This window comes from Spirosoma oryzae (assembly GCF_003002825.1).
GTDB lineage: Bacteria > Bacteroidota > Bacteroidia > Cytophagales > Spirosomataceae > Spirosoma > Spirosoma oryzae.
This window is the reverse complement of record NZ_PVTE01000026.1, coordinates 43,055-67,055: the sequence shown is the minus strand read 5'-3', so window position 1 is coordinate 67,055 and position 24,001 is coordinate 43,055. Positions and strand designations below refer to the sequence as shown.

Below are 24,001 nucleotides of genomic sequence, written 5' to 3'. Positions count from 1 at the left end.
GCTGACGCATGTAGCATTCAGTCATTCTATCACTCAATCATTCCGTCATTCAATCATTGCCCATATTTCACCCGATAGATGACGCCGTTATTGTCTTCGCTGAAGATAATCGATCCGTCGGGGAGCGTGGCCAAACCGACCGGTCGGCCAAACTGGGCCCGGTTGTTATCGACCAGGAAGCCGGTTACGAAATCGTCGACGCGGGTAGGCTTGCCGTTTTCGAAGTGTACCCGAACGACTTTGTAGCCCGACGGTTTTGTCCGATTCCACGAACCGCGCATCGTCACGAATGCATCGTTCTGATACTCAGCCGGGAACTGGCTTTTCGTGTAGAACTGCCAGGCTAACGGGGCCGCATGGGCTTCGTATTCCAGCAACGGCTCCGTCGATTTGGCAGCATACTCAGCATACGTGCCTTCGGCCGGACGGGGACGAGGATTGTATTTGCTTTTGCCGTAGATGTGCGGCCATCCGTAGTCAGCGCCCTGCTTGATCAGGTTGATTTCCTCGCCCTGCTCCTCATCGCCCAGCCAGTCGATACCGTGGTCAAAGCCGAACAGTTCGCCCGTTTGTGGATGCCAGCCAAAGCCGATCGTGTTGCGTAGTCCTTTCGCGAAAACAGTGCGGTTTGTCCCGTCCGGGTTGAGCCGTACGATCGTGGCGTGTTCGGGGTTAGGTTCTATACAGGCGTTGCACGTACTACCGATACTCAGGTAAAGCAGACCATCGGGACCAAACGCCATCGTCTTGTTCGGGTGCTGACCAGCATCAGGCAGATTGTCGACTAGAAGTCGGGGTTGGCTGAGCGTACCATCCGTTGTATTCATGTCGGCCACGTACAGCCGCCGGTCGGTGACGATGTACAACTGATTGCCCCGCATGGCCAGACCGTGTGCCTGCGTCAGCGTAGCTACCGTTTGTTTCGAGTCAGCAACGCCGTCATTGTTCGTATCCCGCAGCAGCATAACTGTACCGGCCGTCCGATCGGTTACGTATACATGACCTGCCGATGTCACTAGCAGTTGCCTGGGTTTTCCCAGTTGGTCAGCATACTTCGTGATAGTGAATCCCGTTGGTACCTTGAGCTGACTGATCCGCTCAGCCGTTGCTGCCACCAGTGCCGGCTCAAACACATTACCCGTTACCACGGCCGACGTAGGGTCCTGGTTGGTTTCTGGAATACCGACTTTGTTGACTTCGTCCTGCTTACAGGCGACAAGGGCCGCAACCAGCAATGCCCCGGACAGGAGGCCAGATAAACGTACGGTGCGCATAAAAGGAAAAGTTTACGTGTTGAGTTGATTAGCTGGCCTATGAATAGAGTATCAATCGACCAGACACATTAAAAACTGATTAATGAGCCAGTCAGTTTTCAGCTAGTCATTTTTACTTACTTAATGGGCATTCCATTACAACCAGAAGGGGCGCTACACATTGTAGCGCCCCTTCTGGTTGCAGTGAAGACTGTACGTATTGATCCGCTATTCACAGACCTAAAAGGTTTTTGAAAACCTTTTAGGTCTTCAAAAAAACGCTAGTTCGGATCGGTAGCGGGTGTACTGCTATTATTGTCGCGTTCGGTACGGGGGTACGGCATGAAATTACGATTGCGTTCACCCGTCGCGCTGGGACCGGACCGGCCAAACCGGCGGCTGTCCTCCAGCCGAAACCCCTGAAATGCCAGCTCGATCTGTCGGTTGCGGTAGATCTCCGTCAGCACGGCATCGGCGGTTACATCACCCGCATAAGCGGATAGGTTGGCCCCCACGCCCCAGGCGTCGGACGCGGCCGTTTTGGTCAGTACCCGATTCAGGTATAGAACGGCATTGGTCAGGTCGTTTTTACGGGCGTACGCTTCCGCCTGAATCAGCAGGATTTCGCCGGGCAAGTATACCGGAATCGGTGCCGAATTCGCCGTGTAGAAACCCGTACCGAGGTTTTGAGTACTCGCCGGATTCGAGCGAATGTAAAACGCAATTCGTCCGTCGCCCGTAGCCGGTGTCAGCCCGGCAGGTAGACCGAGTGCGGTGTTGGCCGGTTCAAATACGTTACGGTTACCGAAGGCATACTGAAAAATCGGGTTGCGCGTGTTGTCGTCGAAAGCGAAATACGACCGGCTGCTCAGACTGACTTTGGCCGCAGCGGCCAATGCTTTGTCGTAGTTTCCAGCCATCAGGCTATACCGGGCAATCAGCGCCTGTACCGTATTGGGCAGGTCGATACCGGTTACGATTTTCTGCGTGAATACGCTCGACACCGGCGCTGCGGCCAGTTGGGTAGCGGCAGTTTCCAGTTGAGCGACGGCTTCGGTCAACAGTTGCGCACGGGGCACAAACGGGGCATTCGTACCCGATGTCAGCGGTGCCTGTTCGAAAAACTGCGCCAGTGTACCCAGCGCCAGCGCCCGAAACACCGACGCGTACCCGATAACCCCACTGCGGACGCCAGCATCCGTTGCCGCGCCCGGATTTGCCAGTATAATATCGGCGTTCGACCGTACGAGCTGGCAGGTTGTCCAGAGGTTACGTACCACGGCGTTGGTGTTGCTCACGTTGCCCAGCCCTTTGCTCAGGTTATCTTCATCGACGTTACCCGCGTTGAGCACGACCAATTCACGGGTCGTCAGCCCACCGGCTGCAACGGCGTTGTAGAGGGCGCTAACCGAGTTGTTACCAGTGTACCGGTATTGCAGTCCGTTGCAGAGGGCAATCAGTCCATCGACCGAACTAACGGCCTGCTGCTGACTCACCGCACTGGGGTTGAGGTATTCCTGCGTACAGGCCTGCTGCGCCAGCAAAGCCCCGGTCAGGATTGTTAGGGAAAGAAGTCGTTTCATCTGTTTGCTAGCTGTTGTCAGGTCCGTGATTTAGAAAGTGGCCGACAGGCGGAGTTGATAGGTACGGGGAATGGGCACGTTACCAAAGTCGACGGCCCGTAGCAGGTCGGTCGTGCCGCCCGCATTGGTTTCAGGGTCGAAGCCACTGTATTTATCCCACGAATAAAGGTTACGGCCCACCAGCGACACGCTCAGATTACTGATGGCTTTCGTCAGCGGAGGCAGTTGGTAGCTCAGCGATACTTCGCGCAGCTTCGTGTACGACCCGTCGTCGATGCGCCACTGCTGCGTGTTGTAGATGCCGAAAATGTACCCACGGGGCAACTCACCGCGCAGTTCTTTCTCTGCATAGTCGCCGATCCCTACCCCCTGCCGGGTACGTTTGTCGGCGTTGAATACGTCGACACCCTGCACTGCGTCGAGCAACAGATGCAGCCCCAGTTTGCGGTACGAGACGTTCGTGCTGAACGAGCCCGTCCAGTTCGGATTCGGGTTGCCGATGATGATGTTTGCCGGGTTGTATCGCGTGTCGGGTTGTCCTTCGGCCGTGCGGGCCGGCACGTAATCAATCGACCCCGTCGGCTGCGACAGTGCCCGCTCCGATTGGGGGAAACCCGACGAGGTCAGCAGCAGTGAGCCATCGGCGTTGTAGGCGTATCCGGTTCCGTAGAATACACCGGCCGGTTGCCCTTCCAGCAGGTAAACCGGCGCGCCAGCCACGTTATCGATTGAGATGGCGGGCGTTCCCAGCGACAGAACCTTATTTCGGTTCCGGTTAAAAATCACCGTAAAGTCCCAGTTGATGTCGCGCGTTTTCACCGGCACCACGTCGAGTACCAGTTCAAGGCCCCGGTTTTCCATCGTACCGACGTTGTTGACAATACTGCTTCCCCCCGTCGACGGGGCCAGCGTCCGGTTGACGACCAGATCGTTGATTTTCTGATGATACAGCGTGACACCCAGACTGAGCCGGTTATTCAGGAATGCCAGATCGACCCCGCCTTCCAGTTCGGTCATGCGCTCCGGTCGCACCCGCTCGTTGGCCAGCGTCGTACCCGGCACAACCGTATTTTTCCCGAGGAACGGCACCGGTGTAAATTGGTAAAACCGGCTGTACGTCCCGACACCCGACAGGTTACCGGCTTCACCGTAAGACGTACGCAGTTTCACGCTACTGATCGCCGACGACAGTCCGGCATCTTTCCAGAAACCCAGGTCCGACAAGACGAACGAGCCGCTCAGTTTGGGATAAATCTGGTTGGTTTCGGAAGCCGAGAATTTTGATGACCGGTCGCGCCGGACGGCGGCCGTCAGAAAGGCGAGGTTCCGGTAGCCAACGGTAGCCTGCCCGAAGTAGCCGCTCAGGTTATACCGATCGAGGGCGTAGCTGCTCTGCACTGTTGTACTGGTGGCACCGTTGACAGTCTCGATAAACGGGGCCAGCCCACGTCCGCTGGAAATGGTGTAGTCCTGCCGGCTGTACTGGTAATTGAACCCGGCAATCACGTTCAGTTTAATGTCCGTTGTCAGTTGCCGTTCGTAGCTGGCGTTCAGGTCGGAGTTGAGCAGCAGTACCGAATTGTTGGCCGTCGCGGCAAAACCGTCCGGATACCGGGCGTCGGGCAAACCCGCCTGCGCCTGATAGGGGTACGGCCGGATGTAGTTCTGACCAATCTGCGCGTAGGTATCGACGCCCAGAATGTAGTCGATGCTCAATCCCTTGATCGGTGTCAGGTTTAGCTGTACGTCGCTGATCGTCCGGTTTACCGACTGCGTGAACTTCATATCCTCGATGGTCGACAGCGGATTCACGCGGGTCGGCTCGACGGCAAGCAGGTTCCCGCCCGCGTCGCGCTGCGTAATGTCATAGATGTTGTTGGTGATGTTGACCGCGTTGATCGGGCTGTAAAACACGTTACCGTTGGCTTTCTCGTTGGAAAAGCTGTTGATGTAGCTTAGCCCAGCCGAGAGTTTGGCCCAGTTGGTCAGCCGCTGATCGACGCGGGCGCGGAGATTGTAGCGGGTAAAATCAGTGCCCTTGATGATCCCCTGATTTTTGAGGTACCCCGCCGACACATAGTATTGCGTATTGTCGCGACCACCCGATACCGACACGGCATTGTCTGTACCGTAGCCTGTCCGGAAAATCTGGTCGAAATAGTTGTACCGCGTTACATCGACCAGGTTGGTCCTAACATATGCTCCCGCTCCATCACGAACGATTCGGGCAAATGTTTCGCCAGCCTGTGGTACATAAGCTCCAGGCTCCTTATTAATCATGTTATTGTATTGCTTGTCATCTAGCGCAGCAATAGGATTCAAACGAAGAGCCGCGAAACCAAACTGCTTACCGTACGTATTGATGGGAACGCCCCTACGCAATTCGTTGACGTTGACCGAAGTCGATACCGTGACGCGGGGGGCTCCCGACGTGCCACGCTTGGTCGTAATCAGCACCACGCCGTTAGCCGCCCGCGACCCGTACTGCGCTGCGGCAGCCGCCCCGTTGACGACGTTGATACTGGCAATGTCATTCGGGTTCAGATCCGACAGCCGATTCTGCCCCGCATTGGCCGAGCCGATGTCATTGGCCGATGCCAGTTGGGACACGTTCGTACTCTGGTTGCTGACGATCACCCCGTCGATCACGTACAGCGGGTCTGACGAGCCAGCCAGCGATTTTATACCCCGGAGCCGAATGCTGATCCCACCGGCCGGGTCGCCGGAGTTCTGCGTAATCTGCGCCCCCGGCACTTTGCCCTGTAACGAATTAATCAGGTTGGGCGAACCCGACTGTGTCAGGTCAGCACCACGAATAGTACTGATGGCATTCCCCAGTTCGCGCCGGGTCGTGGTAATTGTCGACCCCGTCACAACGACCTCATCCAGGTTGGCCACGTCTTCTTTTAGTTGCGCGTTGGTGGCGATGGTTTCGTCGCGACCCAGCGTAACCGACTGATTGACCACACCATAGCCTATGGCGGTGAACGTCAGCGTGTACGTACCGGGTGTAACGGTGGCGCTGAAACTGTAATTACCATCGGCATTCGACGCGGTACCGTTCAGGCCGGCAGCGGTACCGGTTAGCTGAACTGTCACGCCCGGCAAAGGTTGCCCGGTAGCGTCAGTGGTCCGGCCGGTAAAGGTGTACCGGGTACCTTGTCCATACGTAGTGGTGTGGAAGAAAAGGATCAGTCCGAGCAGCCAACACAGGCAGCAACGCGGACTAACGCGTGTGTAACGGTTGTTCATAGACGCACGTTTAAGAGTATAAAAACAGAATTATGCTTATATGAACGCGAAATATAGCTAGAAAAAATACGGATTAATAAACGATTAAGGCACGTATGTTTGGTTTTTCTGTAGAGACGCGATCGCACCGGCGACCCGGCCTTCGCGTCTCAGCACGCGTCAGCAACACCTGCCGGCGGTAGCCATCCGGCGGTGAGACGCGAAGGGTCGCCGGTCCGCCGGTGCGGTCTCTACATTGGTTTTCGTAGCTTTGATGATTCAATTCATTCGAATCATCACATGAACTATCGTATTTCAGTCGGTTGGCTGCTGAGTGCGTTGGCCCTGACCGTTCAGGTCGTGACAGCCCAGACAACGACGTCGGGCAAACAACGGTATACCAGTCTGCAACAGGCCCTGTTTGCCAGTGGTCAGCTGAGCGGTTCGTCGGGACCGCGTAACGTCAACTGGATCGACGGCGGCAACCGCTTCTCGTACATCGCCGACCAGAACACCATTAAATCACTGTCGCCCAAAGACCAGAAAGAAAGCCTGATTTTCGACGGTAGTCAGCTGCGGTTCCCCGGTACCAGCAAGCCGTTTACCTACGACGAATTTCAGTGGTCGAAAGACTCAAAGAACATCCTGTTTCAGGCCAACTTCCGGCCCGTATACCGCCGGTCGGGTATCTCCGATTACTACGTATATTCGGTGGCAGACAAAAGCCTGAAACTGGTCGCCAAAGATGCACAGACGGCCGAACTGGCCCCCGACGGCCGTAAGGTAGGCTACGAGCGCGGTGGCGACCTGTTCGTGTTCGACTTCGCAACGCAGCAGGAAACCCGCCTGACCAACGACGCGAAACCGGCTTTCTATAATGGTCGGTTCGGCTGGGCGTACGAGGAAGAATTTGGGCTGGCCCAAGCCTGGTACTGGTCGCCTGACAGCAAGTTCATTGCCTTCTGGCAGTCGGATGAACGGCAGGTGCCCATCTACCGCCTGACCGATTACGCCGGTTTCGACGAGACCTACGATTCGCTCCCCTACCCCCGCGTCGGCGACAAAAATCCAACCGTTCGCATCGGCGTGATCGAGCTGGCAAATCAGCACAAGGAGTGGATGAACGTTGACCTCGGCGACGGCTACATTCCCCGCATCTACTGGACCTCGCAGGAAGGGCAGCTGGCACTCGTTCACCTCAACCGGAAGCAGAATCATATGCGCCTGTTCATGACCAACGGACGCACGGGAGCTGCGAAACAGATTATGGAAGAAACGGCGACCAAATGGATCGACGTCTTCGATTTTTTCGCCAACATCAACCACCTGCTTTATTTCCCGGCGGGCGTGCAGGAATATTACTGGGTATCGGACCGCGACGGCTTCGCGCATCTGTACCGCTACGATTATTCGGGCAAGCTGCTTAACCCCGTTACGAGTGGCAAATGGGAAGTGACCTACGTACATCATATCGACCCGAAAACACGTAAGGTATATTTTACCTCGACCGAAGCCGCGCCCACCGAACGGCAACTGTTTTCGATCGATACCGACGGCAAAAACAAACGGCGGCTGACGACCGTACCGGGTAAGCACACGGTCGACTTTTCGCCCAACGGCCAGTATTTCATTGACCAGTATTCAAACGTACAGACGCCTACGCAAGTCGAACTCCGCGACGTATCAGGGAAGCTGATCAAGACGCTGGAGACTAACGAGTCGGTAAAACAGTACATTGCCGGTCATACCTACGCGCCCAAAGAACTCACCAGCTTTACCACCAGCGACGGACAGAAAATCGACATCTCGATCATCCGCCCCATCGATTTCGACCCGACGAAGAAGTACCCCGTTATGCTCGATATCTACGGCGGGCCGGGTGCGCAGTCGGTGTACAACGAATTCAACACGCAGGGCTGGCACCAGTGGCTGGCACAACAGGGCTACGTTATTGTCGGCGTAAACAACCGGGGATCGGGTGGCTACGGCCGCGATTTCGAGAAGATCGTGTATGAGCAACTGGGTAAGTACGAGAGTCTGGACTTTTCCGAAACGGCGGTTTATCTGGCTAAACAACCCTGGGTCGACGGGAAGCGCATCGCCATTCGGGGCCACTCGTATGGTGGTTACATGAGCAGTTACACCATGCTGACCCACCCCGGCGTATTCCGCGTGTCGCTTGTCGGTGCGCCCGTTACCGACTGGCGGTTGTACGACAGCATTTACACCGAGCGGTACATGGGCCTACTGCCTGAGAACGAAGAGAAATACAAAGCCAGCGCCGTAACGACCTACGCGAAAAACCTGGCCGGTAAGCTGTTCGTCGCGCACTCGACCATGGATGAAAACGTCCACGTCCGCAATACTTTCCAGTTGATGAAGGCGCTGGAAGATGCGGGCAAAGATGCCGACCTGCGCATTTATCCGCCGGGTACACACCGCGTCTCGTACAGTGCCACTAGCTACGTGTTGCTCCACCAGCAATACACCGATTATCTGGCTGAGCATTTAAAAGGCGAGCCAGCCAACTAAGGACAACGAGCGCCGGGAGTAATCCTGGCGCTCGCTATTTTCGGACAGGGGTACGGTGCCGATCGGCCTGGTTGCCTTAATAGCCAGTTACCTTTCTCTGTTCGCGTTTTCACTCAAAAACCAACAGTTTTTATCGATTTCAGCTCTATCACAAAACAATTGATGGGCAACACCGGCATTTTCAGCTTATCTTGGGAGTTCATACAACCGACCAACCTGGAATGCGCCGTTTCTATTTATTGCTGACCTGTTCGTTACTGACAGGGTCGACCCTCTTCGCGCAGGCCCCCACGCCAGCGCCAGCGTCCACGACGACAATCGACGCCTTTACCAAAGGTATGGAGCGTAACCCCGGTTTTCTGACCTATTACTGGGATGCCAAGAAAGGCAAAGTCTGGCTCGAAATCGACAAGTTCGACACCGAGTTGCTCTACTACCCTACCCTGGCCCAGGGGGTTGGCTCCAATGACATCGGTCTCGATCGGGGTAGGCTGGGTCAGGAACACATCGTAAAATTTCAGCGCAGTGGCAATAAGGTGCTGATGATCGAGCCCAACTACGCTTACCGCGCCCTGAGCAACGATCCACTCGAACGCCGGGCCGTCGAGCAGTCGTTTGCCCAGTCGGTACACGCAGGTTTCGAGATTGCAGCCGAAGAAAACGGGAACGTACTGGTCGATATAACGCCGTTTCTGCTTCAGGATGCCGTCGGAGCCGCGCAGGACATTGCCCGGACCCGGCAAGGCAACTACCGCTTCGACGCCACCCGCTCGGCCATGTACCTGCCGATGTCGAAGTCGTTTCCGCAGAATACTGAGTTTGAGACCATCATCACCCTGACCGGCGATCAGGCCGGGCCGTACCTGCGCGAGGTCGTACCGACGCCTGCCGCCGTGACCATGCATCAGCACCATTCGTTTGTGCAGCTGCCCGACAGTAACTACAAGCCCCGGCTGTTCGATCCGCGCATCGGCTACGGCGGTATCGAGTTTTTCGATTACGCGTCGCCCGTCAGTCAGCCGATCATGAAGCGGTATATTTCGCGGCACCGGCTGGAAAAGAAAGACCCGAACGCGGCCGTCAGCGAAGCCGTCAAACCCATCGTTTACTACCTCGACCCCGGTACGCCCGAACCCATCCGCTCGGCGTTGATGGAAGGTACCGCCTGGTGGAATCAAGCGTTTGAAGCGGCTGGCTACAAAAACGCGTTTCAGGTGAAACTGCTCCCGCCCGACGCTGACCCAATGGACGTGCGCTACAACCTGGTACAGTGGGTTCATCGGTCGACACGCGGCTGGAGCTACGGAGCCAGCATTGTCGACCCGCGCACGGGCGAGATCATCAAGGGGAAAGTAACCCTGGGGTCGCTACGGGTCCGGCAGGATTATCTGATTGCCCAGGCCCTGACCGGCAGCTTTGGCGCTGACACGACGCAAAAAATGGCTAACGACCCGATGATGACGATGTCGCTGGCCCGACTCCGGCAACTGGCGGCTCACGAAGTGGGGCATACGCTCGGCCTGCCGCACAACTACATTGCCAGTACGCAAAACAGAGCGTCGGTCATGGACTATCCGACCATGCTGGCAACAATCAAAGGCAACGCCATCGACCTGTCGGACGCTTATGCAACGGGTATCGGCGCTTACGACAAATGGAGCATCCGCTACGGCTACGAACAGTTTCCCAAGGGTACTAGCGAAAAGCAGCAGCTCAATAAACTGGTCACCGATATGCACAAGGCGGGGCTGACATTCCTGACCGATCAGGATGCACGGCCTGAGGGTTCGGTCCACCCGGCAACGCACCTGTGGGACAACGGTGCCAACGCCGTTGATGAGTTAAAACGGGTGATGGACGTTCGGGCGCTGGCCCTGCGCAATTTCAACGAAACGAAAATTCCAGTTGGTACACCCATGGCAACGCTGGAAGAAGTGCTTGTCCCCGTCTATATGTTTCACCGGTATCAGGTCGAGTCAGCGGCTAAAGTCATTGCCGGACAGACGTACACCAACGCGCTGCGGGGCGACGGTCAGCCCATCGTAGCAACCGTACCGGCGACAGAACAGAAGCGGGCACTGGACGCGCTGCTAACCACCCTGGCCCCCTCGGCGCTAGCCGTTCCCGATGCCGTACTGAAGCTGCTGCCACCCCGCCCCTTCCGTTATTCCCCCAATCAGCGTGAAGTATTCAAACGCCACACGGGGCTGGCTTTCGACGCGATGGCCCCCGCCGAAGCCGCTGCGGGTATGACCTACCGAATGCTGCTGAATCCAGAGCGTTGCGCCCGACTGGTGCGTCAGCATGCCCTCGACCCAAGCCTGATGGGGCTCGACGACATGCTGAACGCGCTCAGTAAGCAGGTGGCCACGACCACAACCGGTGCTACCTACCTACAGGCCATCAATCAGCAGAACGAGCGGTTGTACGTCGATGCACTTATCCGGCTGGCGAGCAATAAGGAAACCGATGGCAGTGTCAAAGCTGTCGTCCACAATGCATTGACAACTATGAGTCAACGGCTTACGACTGCGCCCAAGAGTAGCCAGTCGGCTTACTTACGCTGGGCGATCGGTCGCTACTTCGATGACCCCGATCAGATTTCCACGCCAGCGACTATGAGTCCGCCCGATGGCGCGCCGATCGACCCCGGTCAGGCGTGGCTCGATCCATCCTGCGACGTTCACTAAAATTGCATTTTTTAACGAATTAATTTTTCAGTAAAATATATCGAAGGCCAACCCGACTATGCTGTAGGGTTGGCCTTTCGTCATTTAAAGATACCGTTCATCACAAAGAAAAAATTTGCGAATTAGACGAAACTTATAAAATCTATCTTTGTTAGGTTTTTTGAAACAGGTTAGATGAATGAGTACAACCGAACGTAGAGTCCGTCAGAAAGCCGAAACGCGCCAGCGCATTCTGGACGCAGCCCGGCTGATCGCGCGGGACAAAGACTGGAATGCCGTGACGATACGCAGCATTGCCGATGCCATTGAGTATACGGCACCTATTGTATACGAGCATTTTGAAAACAAAGAAGACGTCCTGCACAGCATTGTCCGGCAGGGCCACGAAGAGATCAAGGCCGCCTTCGACAGCGTATTGGCCCAGCCTATGGACGCCAACGAAAAGCTGGTGCAGCTCTCAATGGTGCAGTGGAACTTCGCCACCAGTCAGCCGGAGGTATTCCGGTTGATGCACAACCCCGAGCGGATGGCCCAGCAGCGCGAGCAGATGCGCGACGAAATGCACGAAGCCCGCTGCCGGATGAACAGTCTGTTTAGCGAGCTGGGTGTACGGGAGCAACTAGTCCCGGAAGCCATTTTCAACTGGTTCTGTCTGATAACGGGCTATATCAACCTGATTACCAACGTAAAACCCGATGAAGCCGAACGGCATTTGAAAGCACTCAACGACCCGGCTATGGCCGCCCTGTTCAAGGATACGACATCGCTGTACGAGCGCGCCATCCGACGATTCCTACACAACCTCAGTTCCCTATAAGTCAGACGATTACAACCACCATACACATGAGAAAGCGTATTATTTTGTGTCTCCTTTTGGCGCTGCTGATGCCCACCGTCAGGGCGCAGCTAGCGCCCCCCAGCGATGGGTTTACGCTGGCTCAGTGCGTTGCCTACGCGCGGGCTAACAACCCGAACATCAAAATTGCCCGTATCAACGAGCAGATATCAGGTGTGCAGGTCAAGCAGGTTATCGGCCAAAACTTACCACAGGTTGGCATATCCGGGTCCGTAATTGACAACTACAAACTTCCCGTTCAATTATTGCCTGCCCAGTTTTTCGGGGGAGCGCCGGGCGAATTTGTACCACTGCGATTCGGAACCCAGTACAGTACGACCTTGACAGGACGGGTCGATCAAAAACTATTCGATCCAACGCTGGGTCTGGCACTGAAAGCGGCCAAACTACAGATCACTCTTCAATCCAAAGTGACGCTTCAAGCTGAGCAGACGCAGGCCTATAACGTGGCGCAGGCGTATTATCAGGCGCTGGTCATTGATCTGCAACGAAGGCTTATCACCCGTAATTTAGGTTCGTCGGATACACTGATGCGCCAGGAACTGGTAAGGCTGAAAAATGGAACAACGCGCGAAATTGATTTTGGCCGCATTCAACTGAATCGTAACAATCTGCAATCGCAGTTGGAGCAAACCAATCGAAACTTTAGCCAGGCATTGAACCGGTTGAAATTTCAGATGGGTATGCCCATCGACCAGCCTCTTTCCTTGCAGGCGCTTGAAATCGAGAATGAACTGCAAGTCGTCGAACTTGTCGAAACGAATGCAAACTTCGTCGAAAATCGCCCTGACTTTCAGCAGTTACTTATCAATACCCAGTTGGCCAATCTGAACCGGGAGGCCAACAACCGAGGCTATCTGCCTTCCTTCGGGTTGTATACTACATACGGCACCAACGCCCAGCGGGAATCATTCAACTTCCTGAATAATGGTTTACCCTGGTTTCAGAGCGGAGCCGTCGGTGTAACCATGAGTTGGAACCTTTTCGATGGTAATCAGCGCCGGTATCGCGATCAGGAGAACCGGCTGAATCTGGAAACCCTTCGGCTTCAGCAGATTCTGACCCGCGAGTCGGCCCAACTGAACCTGAGCAATGCGCAGGTGAGTTATCAGAACCTGGTCAGCGACATTCAGCGCGAACGGGATAACATTACGCTTGCTCAGCGGATTCTGACCGTAACTGAACTGGAATACAAGGAAGGCATCGCGACGTCGGTTACCCTCATCGATTCGAAAGACGCCCTGACGACTGCCCAGAACAACCTTGCCAATAAACTCATCAGCCTGTATCAGGCGCGGCTCGACTACGAAAACGCGCAGGGTACGATCATCGATTACGTGACAAAAAAATAAGACAAGCCACTCATGAAACGAATTCTCATAATACTCGGTGTCGTTGCGCTAATCGGGCTGATTGCGTTCCGGCTCATCGACAATAAAAAAGAAATCGACGCGGCCAAGACGCCGAAAGTAACGTTCCAGACGACGCCTGTCGTTGAAATTCAGCCGGTAACGTTCGAGAAACTGGACCAGAATCTGTCACTGCTCGGAACAGTCGAAGCCCGAAACGAAGGCAACATCATCGCCGAAACGCGGGGTAAGCTGACGGGTTTCAACCTGGTGCTGGGTTCGCAGGTCGGTAAAGGCCAGCGGGTTGGGTACATTCAGGACGAAGTACAGGGCATCGTCGTTCAGAATAGTCAGACGGCGGTCGACAACGCCAAACGCGAAATGGAACGCTACGAACGGCTGTATCAGGGCGGTGCCGTCACGCAGGAAGCGTACCAGAAACTGAAAGACCAGTACAACAATACGCTGATCAGCGAGAAGCAGCAGAAGCGGGTACTGGGCAATGGTGCAGTAGTAGCGCCGATCAGCGGCTATGTCTACGACAAGAAAGTAGAGAACGGCGAGTACGTACAGGTCGGGGCGGTGCTGGCATCAGTAATCAACCTGAGTCAGCTGAAACTGGTTGTGAACGTACCGGAGCAGGCCGTCTATCAGCTTAAAATTGGCGACCGGGCCAACGTGACGGCGCAGGCCTTTCCGGGTGTCGTCTTCACGGGTGCAGTACATTACATCAGCCCGAAGGGCGATGCACTGCACAACTATCCGGTGGAAGTGTACCTGAACAACAACGCGAAGAATCAGCTGAAAGCCGGTACGCTGGCCAACGCAAACTTCACCTTCAAGCAGGGCGTCAGTGGTCTGTTTATCCCGCGTCGGGCGCTGGTCGGCGGGGCCGACAGTGCAAGCGTATACGTGGTTCAGAACGACGTAGCCCGGCTGCGTCGGATCAAACTCGGTTACGACAACGGTGATCAGTACCAGGTACTCGACGGGCTGCAACAGGGCGAACCCATCGTCGTCAACGGGCAGCTCAACCTCAGCAACGGATCGAAAGTAACGGTCAGCAACAGTAAACAGGTTAGTAGTTTGTAGTTCGTAGTTTGTGGTTAGGCTGACGCAATCCCGGTAGCGAAAGCGAATGGTGTATCGTAAACGACCTGACTTAAACTCCGAACAACAAACCACGAACTACAAACTACAAACTCATATGTCAGTAACAGAGATTGCCATTAAACGACCGACGCTGGTTGTCGTGGCCTTTACCGTGCTGGGGCTGCTGGGGTTCATCTCGTACAAGAGCCTGAACTACACCCTGCTGCCCAAATTCGACGCGTCGGTGGTGACGATTCTGACGACGTATCCGGGCGCTGCGGCCGGTGAGGTAGAAAACTCCGTCACCCGGAAACTCGAAGACGCCGTATCGTCCATTGAAAACCTGAAAAACATCAGTTCCACCAGTCAGGAAGGGCTGTCCACCATTCAGGTAGAACTCAACGCCAGCGCCGACCCCAATCAGGCGCTGGAAGACGCGCAGCGAAAAATCAACGCCGTTCTGTCGCAGTTACCCGACGAAGTAAATTCGCCGACACTGCTCAAATTCTCGACCGACGACCTGCCTGTTCTGCGGATGGGCGTCCGGGCGAACCTCGAACCGACCAAACTCTACGACCTCGTCGACGATCAGATTCGAACCCAGTTGACCAAGGTCGACGGGGTCGGACAGGTATCGCTGACGGGTGGCCGCGAGCGCGAAATTCGCATCGGTATCGACCCGAACAAGCTGAAGAATTTCAACCTGTCGGTAGCGCAGGTCAGCCAGGCTATCAACGCGGCCAACCTCGACTACCCGACGGGTAAGATCGAAACAGACCGGGCGCAATACGCCATCCGGCTATCGGGTAAGTTTACCAGCATTGATCAGATACGGAACGCTGCGCTCAGAACCTCGCCCGACGGCACCAAGATTCTCCTGAGCGACGTAGCCACTATTACCGATGGCGCTGCCGACGCCACGACGATTAACCGGATCAACGGCCGCGAGTCGGTCGGGATAACGATTCAGAAGCAAACCGATGCCAACGCCGTCGAAATCAGTCAGCGGGTACGGGCTATTCTGGGCAACATTGAAAAGCAGTATGCCAACATCGGCCTGAAGTTCGAAGTTACCAGCGACTCATCGACATACACACTGGCTTCGGCCGAGGGAGTGATTTTCGACCTTGAATTTGCCGTTGTGCTGGTAGCACTGGTGATGCTGCTTTTCCTGCATAGCCTGCGGAATGCGTTCATCGTGATGGTCTCGGTACCGGCGTCGATTATTTCGGTGTTCGTACCAATGTACCTGCTGGGCTTTACGCTCAATCTGATGACACTGATGGCCCTTTCGCTGGTCGTCGGTATTCTGGTCGATGACTCGATTGTGGTCCTGGAAAACATTTATCGGCACCTGGAGATGGGCAAAAACCGTCGGCAGGCATCGCTCGACGGACGGAACGAGATTGGCTTTACGGCTGTCGCCATCACGATGGTCGACGTAGTGGTATTTCTGCCGCTGGTGTTCGTACAGGGCCTGATCGCCAACATCATCCGGGAGTTCTCGCTGGTCGTCGTATTCTCGACGCTGATGTCGCTGATCGTTTCGTTTACGATTACGCCCCTGCTGGCGTCGCGCTTCGCCAAAGAAACCGACCTCAACGGCCCCGGTCTTGGTAAGCGGTTCCTGAAAGCGTTCGAGCACCAGTTCGATTCGCTGAAAGACGGGTATGCCAAGCTGTTGCGCTGGGGCTTGTTCCACAAACGGTGGGTATACCTGACCGCTATCGTGCTGTTCGTCGGCTCGATCGGGCTGGTAGCCGGTGGCTTTATCGGAACGACGTTCTTCCCGCAGAGTGACCAGGGTGAATTCATCATTCAGGTCGAGGGTGAGCCATTCAACAGTCTGGCTGAAACCAACCGGATCTGTCAGACCATCGAGAAGCAGCTGATGGCCAATCCGCTGGTCACGAAGGTCAACAGCAACGTAGGCTACTCCAGCTCATCGCAGGGCGGTGGCCTGGGGTCGACGCCCTACCACAAGGCGGAGATTACGGTAACCATCGTCCCCAAGGATCAGCGGAGCATCACCATCGACCAGTTTGCGGCTGAACAGAAAGCGCAAATCATGAAAATCGCCGGGCTGAACGTTAAATCGGCACCGGTCGGGATTACGGGTGGTGCCAACGCGACGCCGATTCAGATTCTGCTCCAGGGCAATTCACAGGCAGACCTCGAAAAGTCGGCCGCAATTGTGAAGAAAATCGTGTCGTCGGTTAGTGGTACGACTGATGTCGAACTATCGGTCGATGATCCTAAACCAGAGCTGAAAGTCAACCTCGATCGCCGGAAGATGGCGCAGTATGGTGTATCGGTGGCAAACGTCGGGGCTACGCTGCAAACGGCTTTCTCGGGTAATACGGACAGTAAATACCGCATCGGCAACCGCGACTACGACATCCGCGTCGAGCTGGACCGGTTCAACCGGCAAAGTAAAAATGACGTTGGTAGCCTGACCGTCCCCGACGCACAGGGTAACCTGATCGAAGTCGACCAAATCGCCGATCTCACGCTGGGTACCGGCGCTACGCAGCTCTCACGCTACAACCGGGTCGGTTCGCTATCGGTCAACTCCAACGTCGTTGGTCGGCCGATTGGTACGGTCGGTGCCGAGATCGACGCTATTCTGAAAAAGACGGAGTTGCCAGGCGGTGTTACGTACGCCCTGAAGGGTGATCTGGAACGGCAGGCCGATGCCTTCGGTAGCCTGGGTATTGCGCTCGGACTAGCCATTACCTTCGTTTACCTGCTGATGGTGGCGCTGTATAACTCGTACTTCCGTCCGTTCGTCGTCCTGTTCTCGATTCCGATGGCCGTCATCGGTGCCTTCCTGGCGCTGGCCCTGACCCGTGAGTCGATTTCGTTCTTCGTAATGCTGGGTATGATTATGCTGATCGGTCTGGTCGCGAAAAACGCGATTCTGCTGGTCGACTTTGCCAACGCGCAGAAAGAGGAAGGTAAGAGCACAATCGAAGCACTGATTGAAGCCGGTCGTGAACGGATTCGTCCGATTCTGATGACAACGATCGCGATGGCTATCGGTCTGTTGCCCATGGCACTGGCTACCGGCGACGGCTCCGAATCGAAAAACGGACTGGCCTGGGTAATCATCGGCGGTCTGATCAGTTCGCTGCTGCTGACGCTGGTGCTCGTTCCGACGGTATACCTGACGTTTGAGAATGGATTCAATGCGGCAGGGCGCGTCTGGAACCGGATTTCCGGCAAGAAGAACAAACCCGTTACCCGCGAATCGGCCGAAGTATAGGCCGGTATGGTCGGCTCGTTATCAGAAGGGACTGCTCGTCGGGCAGTCCCTTTTTGTTTTTGAGAAACGTCTGTTCAGGCAGTATCCCGTCATTGCTCATCATCCGGGCTTACTTTTACCGACGCGTTTACCGCTTTACGCTCCGTTTAACCATCGCCTATGCTTTCATTTTCCAGAACAATAGGGTTGTGTATTTTACTGTTCATCAGCCAGATCAGTGTTGCGCAACGGGCCGTCAACCCGACGACTGACAGTCTGCCATCACGCGATCCGGCGATAGCGGCCACACCGGCGGGGGTCGACAAGAACGAACTCAAATACAGCCTCAACGCGTCGGGCACGCACTTCATCAAGGCTACCTTTCTGAATCAGGCCTGGCTACGAGTCAACCAGAGTAATCCCGGCTCGACGGTTATTCAGGAACCCAACACCAGCACGGTCGACATCGGACTGCGTCGGACCCGGATGCAGCTATTCGGTCAGCTCAGCGATCACGTCTTTATTTATTTTCAGTTCGGGCTGAACAACTTCAACTACCTCAACGGCGGCTTCAGCCCGACGGCCACGTCGAACCGGAAGGTTCAGCCGTTCTTTCACGACGCCGTGGGCGAATACCTGGTCTTCAAAAACCGAAACCTGCTCAACATCGGCTATGGCCTGACCATCGTCAACGGTCTGTCGCGGTTTAGCGGCCCCAGCGTGGCAACCATCATGAGTATGGACGTACCCGTTTTCGCCCAGGCGACCGTCGACCAGACGGACGAGTTTGCCCGTAAGTTAAGTCTGTACGCCCGTGGGCAGGTTGGTCGGCTCGACTACCGGATCGCTATGTCTGACCCCTTCCCGATCCAGACAAGCGGGGCGGCTTTGCCCAGCTACAGCCAGAATGCCCAGTTTGCGTTAAAGGGTCATCGGAAGCAGTATCAGGGCTTTTTCATGTGGCAGTTCTTCGACAGGGAAGCGCATCAGACACCCGGCTACAACACTGGTACGTATCTCGGTGCCCGCAAAATCGTCAATCTGGAAGCGGGTTTTATCACACAGCAGCAGGCAACGGCAACCACCGTTGGGGGCGATACGCTGTACCACCCGATGAACCTGTGGTCGGTAGCCTCGTTTCTCGACATGCCGCTCAACAAAACGAGGGGTACGGCCATCAATGCTTACCTCGGTTATTTCAGCACCAACTACGGCCCCAACTACCTACGATTCAACGGCATTATGAATCCGGCGAGTGGTATTGCGGCTGGTTTTCCGGCGGGCACGCAGGGCAACGCCTTTCCCATGTTCGGCACCGGCAGCGTCGTCTACGGACAGGTCGGTTATCTAATGAAACGGAATCTGTTTGGTAGCGGTCGCGGTACGCTGATGCCGTATGCCCAAGCACAGATTGCTACTTACGACCGCATTACGCAGCCGCTGGGCGTCTATAACCTCGGGGTCAACTACCTGATCAACGGCCATAACGCCAAGTTCACGCTGGACTATCAAAACCGCCCGTCTTATCGCGCCGACGGCAATCTGTTCACCCCGGCCGGTCGCCGTGGCCAGCTCACGTTACAGTATCAGTTGTTCATCTAGCTTCAGTAATCGTTCTCGCATCAACGAAAAAGCCCGTCAACTGCTGACGGGCTTTTTCGTTGGGCAGGCGGTGAACTAATCCCGGTAATCTTTGTCGTAAGGCAGTTGCCGCGACGCTTTCCGCATAATGGTCGTGATGATCGTACTGGTGTTGCTACCGAACCCACGCGACAGCGTCTTGTCGTATTTCCAGAGCAGGTCGCCCGTTTTACCGTCGTTGATGCTGATCGTCGTTTTACCCGTATTCGTCGGACCGGCAAACCCAACGGCCAGCGACATGGCAATGGCTGCTCCGTTCGACATGGGCTGCGTGCTTTCGAACGTTCCGGAAACAATACCATCGACGCCCAGCATTTTCGCCAGTTCTTCGGGCATAAAACTCGACAGCGTTTCGTAGGTCACCGCGTTTCGCTCCAGTAATGCGTTGGTCCGGTTGACGTCCTGCACGTCGACGATCAGGTCTTTGCTTTCTTTTCGCTTGAGGAAATACGAGTGAACAGCGCTCTGTACGTCAAGTCCTTCGCGTTTTTCCAGCGCGGCAACACCCGCCGGACCGCCGTTTTTCTCCACTTCTTTGGGTCGTAGCTGGAGTGTCGTTTTGAAGGGGAGTACCGCCAGCACCTTGTGATCTTTGGCCAGCGTTTTGAAATTGGCGTTGGTGTAAATCTCACGGGTCTGTGCCGTGCTCAGCGTGGTCACGGCTACGAGAGCCGCCAACAGGGTAAACGTTTTCATTGCTTTAGTGAAGTTACGTGCCCCCAAAGCTGCATCCGCTACCGCTGATTAGCAATAGCCACCCAGTGAACGAGCGGTAGTACTTCGTGAACGGTAGTTCAACGCGCGTTGGCCAAGCACTGCGCTGGGGCTGCAAATTACCTTTCTCTACGCCAGGAGCGGCTTTCGACTTGTTGAGCTTCCTCCATTTACAGCGCGCCGTTTTGGGTACGTCACCAAATGCCAGTAGGTATCAGCAAAAGAGCGGTAGGCGGATATTACATCTGCCCACCGCTCTTACCATGACCTGAGCATTGTAAACCTTACACGTTCAGCGTACTCAGTACACCGTTCATGCTCCGGACGGCATCAGCCGATTTGTTGAAGGCGGCCTGCTCCTCATCGTTCAGTTTATAATCGATGATTTCTTCCCAGCCATTGCGGCCCAGCACCACCGGCACGCCCAGACAGATATCCGACTGACCGTATTCGCCTTCGAGCAGGACGCAGGACGGAATGACCCGTTTCTGGTCGCGCAGGATACTCTCGACCATATACGCGCCGGCCGCACCGGGTGCGTACCAGGCCGACGTTCCGATCAGGCCCGTCAGGGTAGCCCCGCCCACCATCGTGTCGGCCGCTACTTTTTTCAGCGTTTCTTCGTCCAGGAAATTACTGACCGGCACACCGCCTTTCGTAGCCAGCCGGGTCAGCGGAATCATCGTCGTGTCGCCGTGACCACCGATTACGGACGCCTGAATATCGTTGGGCGAGCAGTTCATGGCGAGCGACAGATACGTTTTGAAGCGGGCCGAATCGAGTGCTCCGCCCAGACCGATTACACGATTTTTAGGCAATCCCGACGATTTCAGCGCCAGGTACGTCATGGTATCCATTGGGTTGGAGATAATGACGAAAATCGCGTCTGGCGAGTGTTTCAGGATGTTTTCGGTAACCCCTTTTACGATCCCGGCGTTGATACCAATCAGGTCTTCGCGGGTCATTCCAGGTTTGCGCGGCAGACCCGATGTTATGACGACAACATCCGAACCGGCTGTTTTTTCGTAATCATTAGTAGAGCCCGTCAGCTTAATGTCGCAGTCGAGCAGCGTTGACGCCTGGAGCATGTCGAGCGATTTACCCTCGCTAATGCCTTCCTTGATGTCCAGCAAAACGACTTCGTGTGCTAATTCCCGGCGGGCAATGTTGTCGGCGCAGGTAGCCCCAACGGCTCCGGCTCCTACCACAGTCACTTTCATACAGCAATCTGGATTAAAGGGTTAACGATTACGGGCAAAGTAAGGCGCTGCCCGCCGACAAACCAACTGAGTCGTGCGCAAACTTAGACGCCCTTTGGTGAGTTTGTAGATTATTTAAAGAATTATTTTGTTACGATGACGAACGAAACGAGTACCACTCACTGGACCGGCTTAAACAAAACACTCCGGCCGTTGTCTAACTGGTAACGATCATCACGACCAAATGGCAAATAAAAGTCTCATAACTCGTATCCTCACGTCACTGTTTTTTAAACGTGCCAACATCGGCGCGGTTCGGTATGCTCGTAACACCCGCAGCCTGTATCAGCTGATCCGCGAGGCACTGGACAAAAGTGGTGGCCTGTCGGGTAAGAACATTGGCGTCTTTCGCGAGCAACTCAGTATCGTAACCCGATTGCTGAAGGCATACGCGTCGGGCGATTACCGGCAACTCCCCTGGAAAACCCTGATTCGGGTCATTGCCGTACTGATTTACTTTGTGTCGCCAATCGATATTTTGCCCGACTTTCTGCCGGTTGTCGGGATAACCGACGATATTGCCCTGATGCTGTGGCTGTTTAGCGGCATAAAAGATGACATAGAGAAGTTTCGGCAATGGGAGCTGACGGCGCAGCCCACAGCCGAAACCGCCGGGCAGTCGCAGGTAATTAAGATTGGTTAATTCAGCCTAGTCTGCTAGGGTAGTTTAGCAGAGTTTTTTACTTTTGTACATAGTCAAATCCTAACGATCATGGTTTCAAGCATTTTTGCAGTATTGGGTTTGGGCAGTCAGGAGATGATCCTTATTTTCCTGGCACTGCTCCTGCTGTTCGGCGCGAAGAAGATCCCCGAACTCGCACGGGGTCTTGGTAAAGGCATCCGCGAGTTTAAGGACGCGACGAAAGATGTTCGGGAGAACATCGAAGACAGCCTTAAAGAAACGGATACGCACTCGCACTCGAAGTAGTCGGGTTCACAGCATAAAAACGGACAAGCAGCTCATTCCAAACCGGAGTGATCTGCTTGTCCGTTTTTATTTTATTCCGTTCTTTGCGTGAGTGTCAGCCGGTTTGTTCTGTTTGTAGTAGCCTGTCGTAGCAAAATAGCTACTCGACCAACGGACAAACGGCCGCTCTTCGTTAACCAATCGTTCGTTTGTTTTGACTGAATACCGCTCCTTTGCCGCCGTACAGACCGATCTGAAAGCCGGATCGATCACCTGCCGCCAGTTAGTCGATCACTATCTCGACCGCATCGCCGAACAGGCTCACCTCAACGTATTCACGCAGGTGTATACCGATGAAAGCCGGGTACAGGCCGAACAGGTCGACCGGAAACTGGCCAATGGTACGGCAGGGCGCTTGGCCGGTATGGTCATTGGATTGAAAGATGTTCTGAGCCATGCCGGGCATGGGTTACGGGCGGGTAGCCATATCCTCGACAATTTCACCGCTCAGTTTACCGGTACCGCCGTCGAACGACTGCTGGCCGAAGATGCCATCGTTATCGGCCGGCAGAACTGCGACGAATTTGCCATGGGTTCGTCGAATGAAAATTCAGCTTTTGGCCCCGTTCGGAACGCAGCTGACCCAACGCGGGTACCGGGCGGATCGAGTGGCGGATCAGCCGTAGCCGTGCAGGCTGGGTTGTGTCTGGCCAGTATCGGTTCAGACACCGGCGGCTCCGTCCGCCAGCCGGCAGCGTTCTGTGGCGTGGTGGGCCTGAAACCGACGTACGGGCGCATCAGCCGCTGGGGACTCGTTGCCTACGCATCGTCGTTCGATTGCATCGGTCCCATAGCCAACACCCTCGCCGACGTAGCCCTGCTGCTGGAAATCATGGCCGGTCCCGATGGGTTCGACAGCACCGTGTCGACACAGCCGGTTGGCGCGTATACGCAAGCCGTAACAGCCCCGGTCAAGCCGTTGCGCGTGGCGTATCTGCGCGAAGGCATCGATAGCGAAGGCGTCGATCCGGCCATCCGCGAAGCCACCCGGCAGAAACTGGATCAGCTCCGCGCGGCCGGCCATCAGGTCGACGCTGTCGACATCAGTCTGCTGAAATACCTGCTTCCTACCTACTACATCCTGACAACCGCCGAAGCATCGTCGAATCTGTCGCGTTTCGATGGGGTTCGTTACGGCTACCGCAGTCCCGATAGTACGGACCTGATTACGATGTACAAGCGCAGCCGGACGGAAGGCTTCGGCGCGGAAGTGCGTCGGCGGATTCTGCTTGGTACGTTTGTCCTCAGTGCCAGCTACTACGACGCGTATTACACAAAAGCACAACGCGTTCGCCGACTCATGCAGCAGGAAATGGAGCGGCTGTTTACCCAATACGACGTCCTGCTATCGCCGACTACGCCAACAACAGCTTACCGGCTCGGCGAAAAAACCAGCGATCCGCTCCAAATGTACTTAGGCGACATTTTCACCGTTCTGGCTAATGTAGTCGGCTATCCGGCCGTGTCGATTCCGAACGGGCATGACGGTAGCGAACCGGCCCTGCCCATTGGCCTGCAACTGATGACGCCCCCCTTCGCTGAGGAGCGCCTGCTAACTGTGGCCCAATCGTTGCAGTGAGCGCCTGATGA

At 55.5% G+C, this 24,001-nt stretch carries 15 protein-coding genes; 10 read left to right on the top strand and 5 right to left on the bottom strand.

Annotated features, from left to right (window positions below; translation table 11 throughout):
• Positions 1 to 53: 53 nt before the first annotated feature.
• The 3 genes from CLV58_RS22835 to CLV58_RS22825 all read right to left on the bottom strand — a co-directional run bounded on the left by CLV58_RS22835 (position 54) and on the right by CLV58_RS22825 (position 6,088).
• Positions 54 to 1,274: a PQQ-dependent sugar dehydrogenase gene (locus CLV58_RS22835; protein ID WP_106140155.1), complete on the bottom strand. Its 1,221-nt coding sequence runs from the start codon at positions 1,272 to 1,274 to the stop codon at positions 54 to 56.
• A gap of 260 nt (positions 1,275 to 1,534) precedes the next feature.
• Positions 1,535 to 2,836, bottom strand: coding sequence for a RagB/SusD family nutrient uptake outer membrane protein (locus CLV58_RS22830; protein WP_106140154.1), 1,302 nt, complete (start codon positions 2,834 to 2,836; stop codon positions 1,535 to 1,537).
• 30 nt (positions 2,837 to 2,866) lie between these two features.
• Positions 2,867 to 6,088: a SusC/RagA family TonB-linked outer membrane protein gene (locus CLV58_RS22825; RefSeq protein ID WP_106140153.1), complete on the bottom strand. Its 3,222-nt coding sequence runs from the start codon at positions 6,086 to 6,088 to the stop codon at positions 2,867 to 2,869.
• 279 nt (positions 6,089 to 6,367) lie between these two features.
• Between CLV58_RS22825 and CLV58_RS22820 the strand changes: the two genes are divergently transcribed.
• The 7 genes from CLV58_RS22820 (at position 6,368) to CLV58_RS22790 (ending at position 19,432) form a co-directional block, all read left to right on the top strand.
• Positions 6,368 to 8,599 carry a S9 family peptidase gene (locus tag CLV58_RS22820; protein WP_106140152.1) on the top strand — a complete coding sequence of 744 codons (2,232 nt, stop codon included), beginning with the start codon at positions 6,368 to 6,370 and terminating at the stop codon, positions 8,597 to 8,599.
• A gap of 221 nt (positions 8,600 to 8,820) precedes the next feature.
• The gene (locus CLV58_RS22815; protein ID WP_106140151.1) at positions 8,821 to 11,289 is read left to right on the top strand and encodes a zinc-dependent metalloprotease; all 2,469 of its coding nucleotides are present in this window, start codon (positions 8,821 to 8,823) and stop codon (positions 11,287 to 11,289) included.
• A 178-nt stretch (positions 11,290 to 11,467) separates the two neighbouring features.
• Entirely contained in the window at positions 11,468 to 12,106 is a 639-nt protein-coding gene (locus tag CLV58_RS22810; RefSeq protein WP_106140150.1) for a TetR/AcrR family transcriptional regulator, read from the top strand.
• Positions 12,107 to 12,132: 26 nt separating this feature from the next.
• Positions 12,133 to 13,497: a TolC family protein gene (locus CLV58_RS22805; protein WP_106140149.1), complete on the top strand. Its 1,365-nt coding sequence runs from the start codon at positions 12,133 to 12,135 to the stop codon at positions 13,495 to 13,497.
• A gap of 12 nt (positions 13,498 to 13,509) precedes the next feature.
• Entirely contained in the window at positions 13,510 to 14,586 is a 1,077-nt protein-coding gene (locus CLV58_RS22800) for an efflux RND transporter periplasmic adaptor subunit (protein WP_106140148.1), read from the top strand.
• 115 nt (positions 14,587 to 14,701) lie between these two features.
• Positions 14,702 to 17,851: an efflux RND transporter permease subunit gene (locus tag CLV58_RS22795; RefSeq protein ID WP_106140147.1), complete on the top strand. Its 3,150-nt coding sequence runs from the start codon at positions 14,702 to 14,704 to the stop codon at positions 17,849 to 17,851.
• A 159-nt stretch (positions 17,852 to 18,010) separates the two neighbouring features.
• On the top strand, positions 18,011 to 19,432 hold the full coding sequence (locus CLV58_RS22790) for a hypothetical protein (protein ID WP_106140146.1): 1,422 nt from the start codon (positions 18,011 to 18,013) through the stop codon (positions 19,430 to 19,432).
• A 75-nt stretch (positions 19,433 to 19,507) separates the two neighbouring features.
• Here CLV58_RS22790 and CLV58_RS22785 read toward each other — a convergent pair whose 3' ends face one another.
• Positions 19,508 to 20,167 carry a hypothetical protein gene (locus CLV58_RS22785; protein WP_106140145.1) on the bottom strand — a complete coding sequence of 220 codons (660 nt, stop codon included), beginning with the start codon at positions 20,165 to 20,167 and terminating at the stop codon, positions 19,508 to 19,510.
• Positions 20,168 to 20,469: 302 nt separating this feature from the next.
• Positions 20,470 to 21,405 (bottom strand): malate dehydrogenase, encoded by a 936-nt coding sequence (gene mdh, locus CLV58_RS22780; protein ID WP_106140144.1) that lies wholly within the window; start codon positions 21,403 to 21,405, stop codon positions 20,470 to 20,472.
• 223 nt (positions 21,406 to 21,628) lie between these two features.
• On the opposite strand from mdh, the gene CLV58_RS22775 reads away from it, so the two are divergent.
• From CLV58_RS22775 to gatA, 3 genes are all read left to right on the top strand, one after another.
• On the top strand, positions 21,629 to 22,087 hold the full coding sequence (locus CLV58_RS22775) for a YkvA family protein (protein WP_106140143.1): 459 nt from the start codon (positions 21,629 to 21,631) through the stop codon (positions 22,085 to 22,087).
• Positions 22,088 to 22,156: 69 nt separating this feature from the next.
• Entirely contained in the window at positions 22,157 to 22,372 is a 216-nt protein-coding gene (locus CLV58_RS22770) for a Sec-independent protein translocase subunit TatA/TatB (protein WP_425443549.1), read from the top strand.
• A 193-nt stretch (positions 22,373 to 22,565) separates the two neighbouring features.
• Positions 22,566 to 23,990, top strand: coding sequence for an Asp-tRNA(Asn)/Glu-tRNA(Gln) amidotransferase subunit GatA (gene gatA, locus CLV58_RS22765; protein ID WP_106140141.1), 1,425 nt, complete (start codon positions 22,566 to 22,568; stop codon positions 23,988 to 23,990).
• Positions 23,991 to 24,001 lie beyond the last annotated feature (11 nt).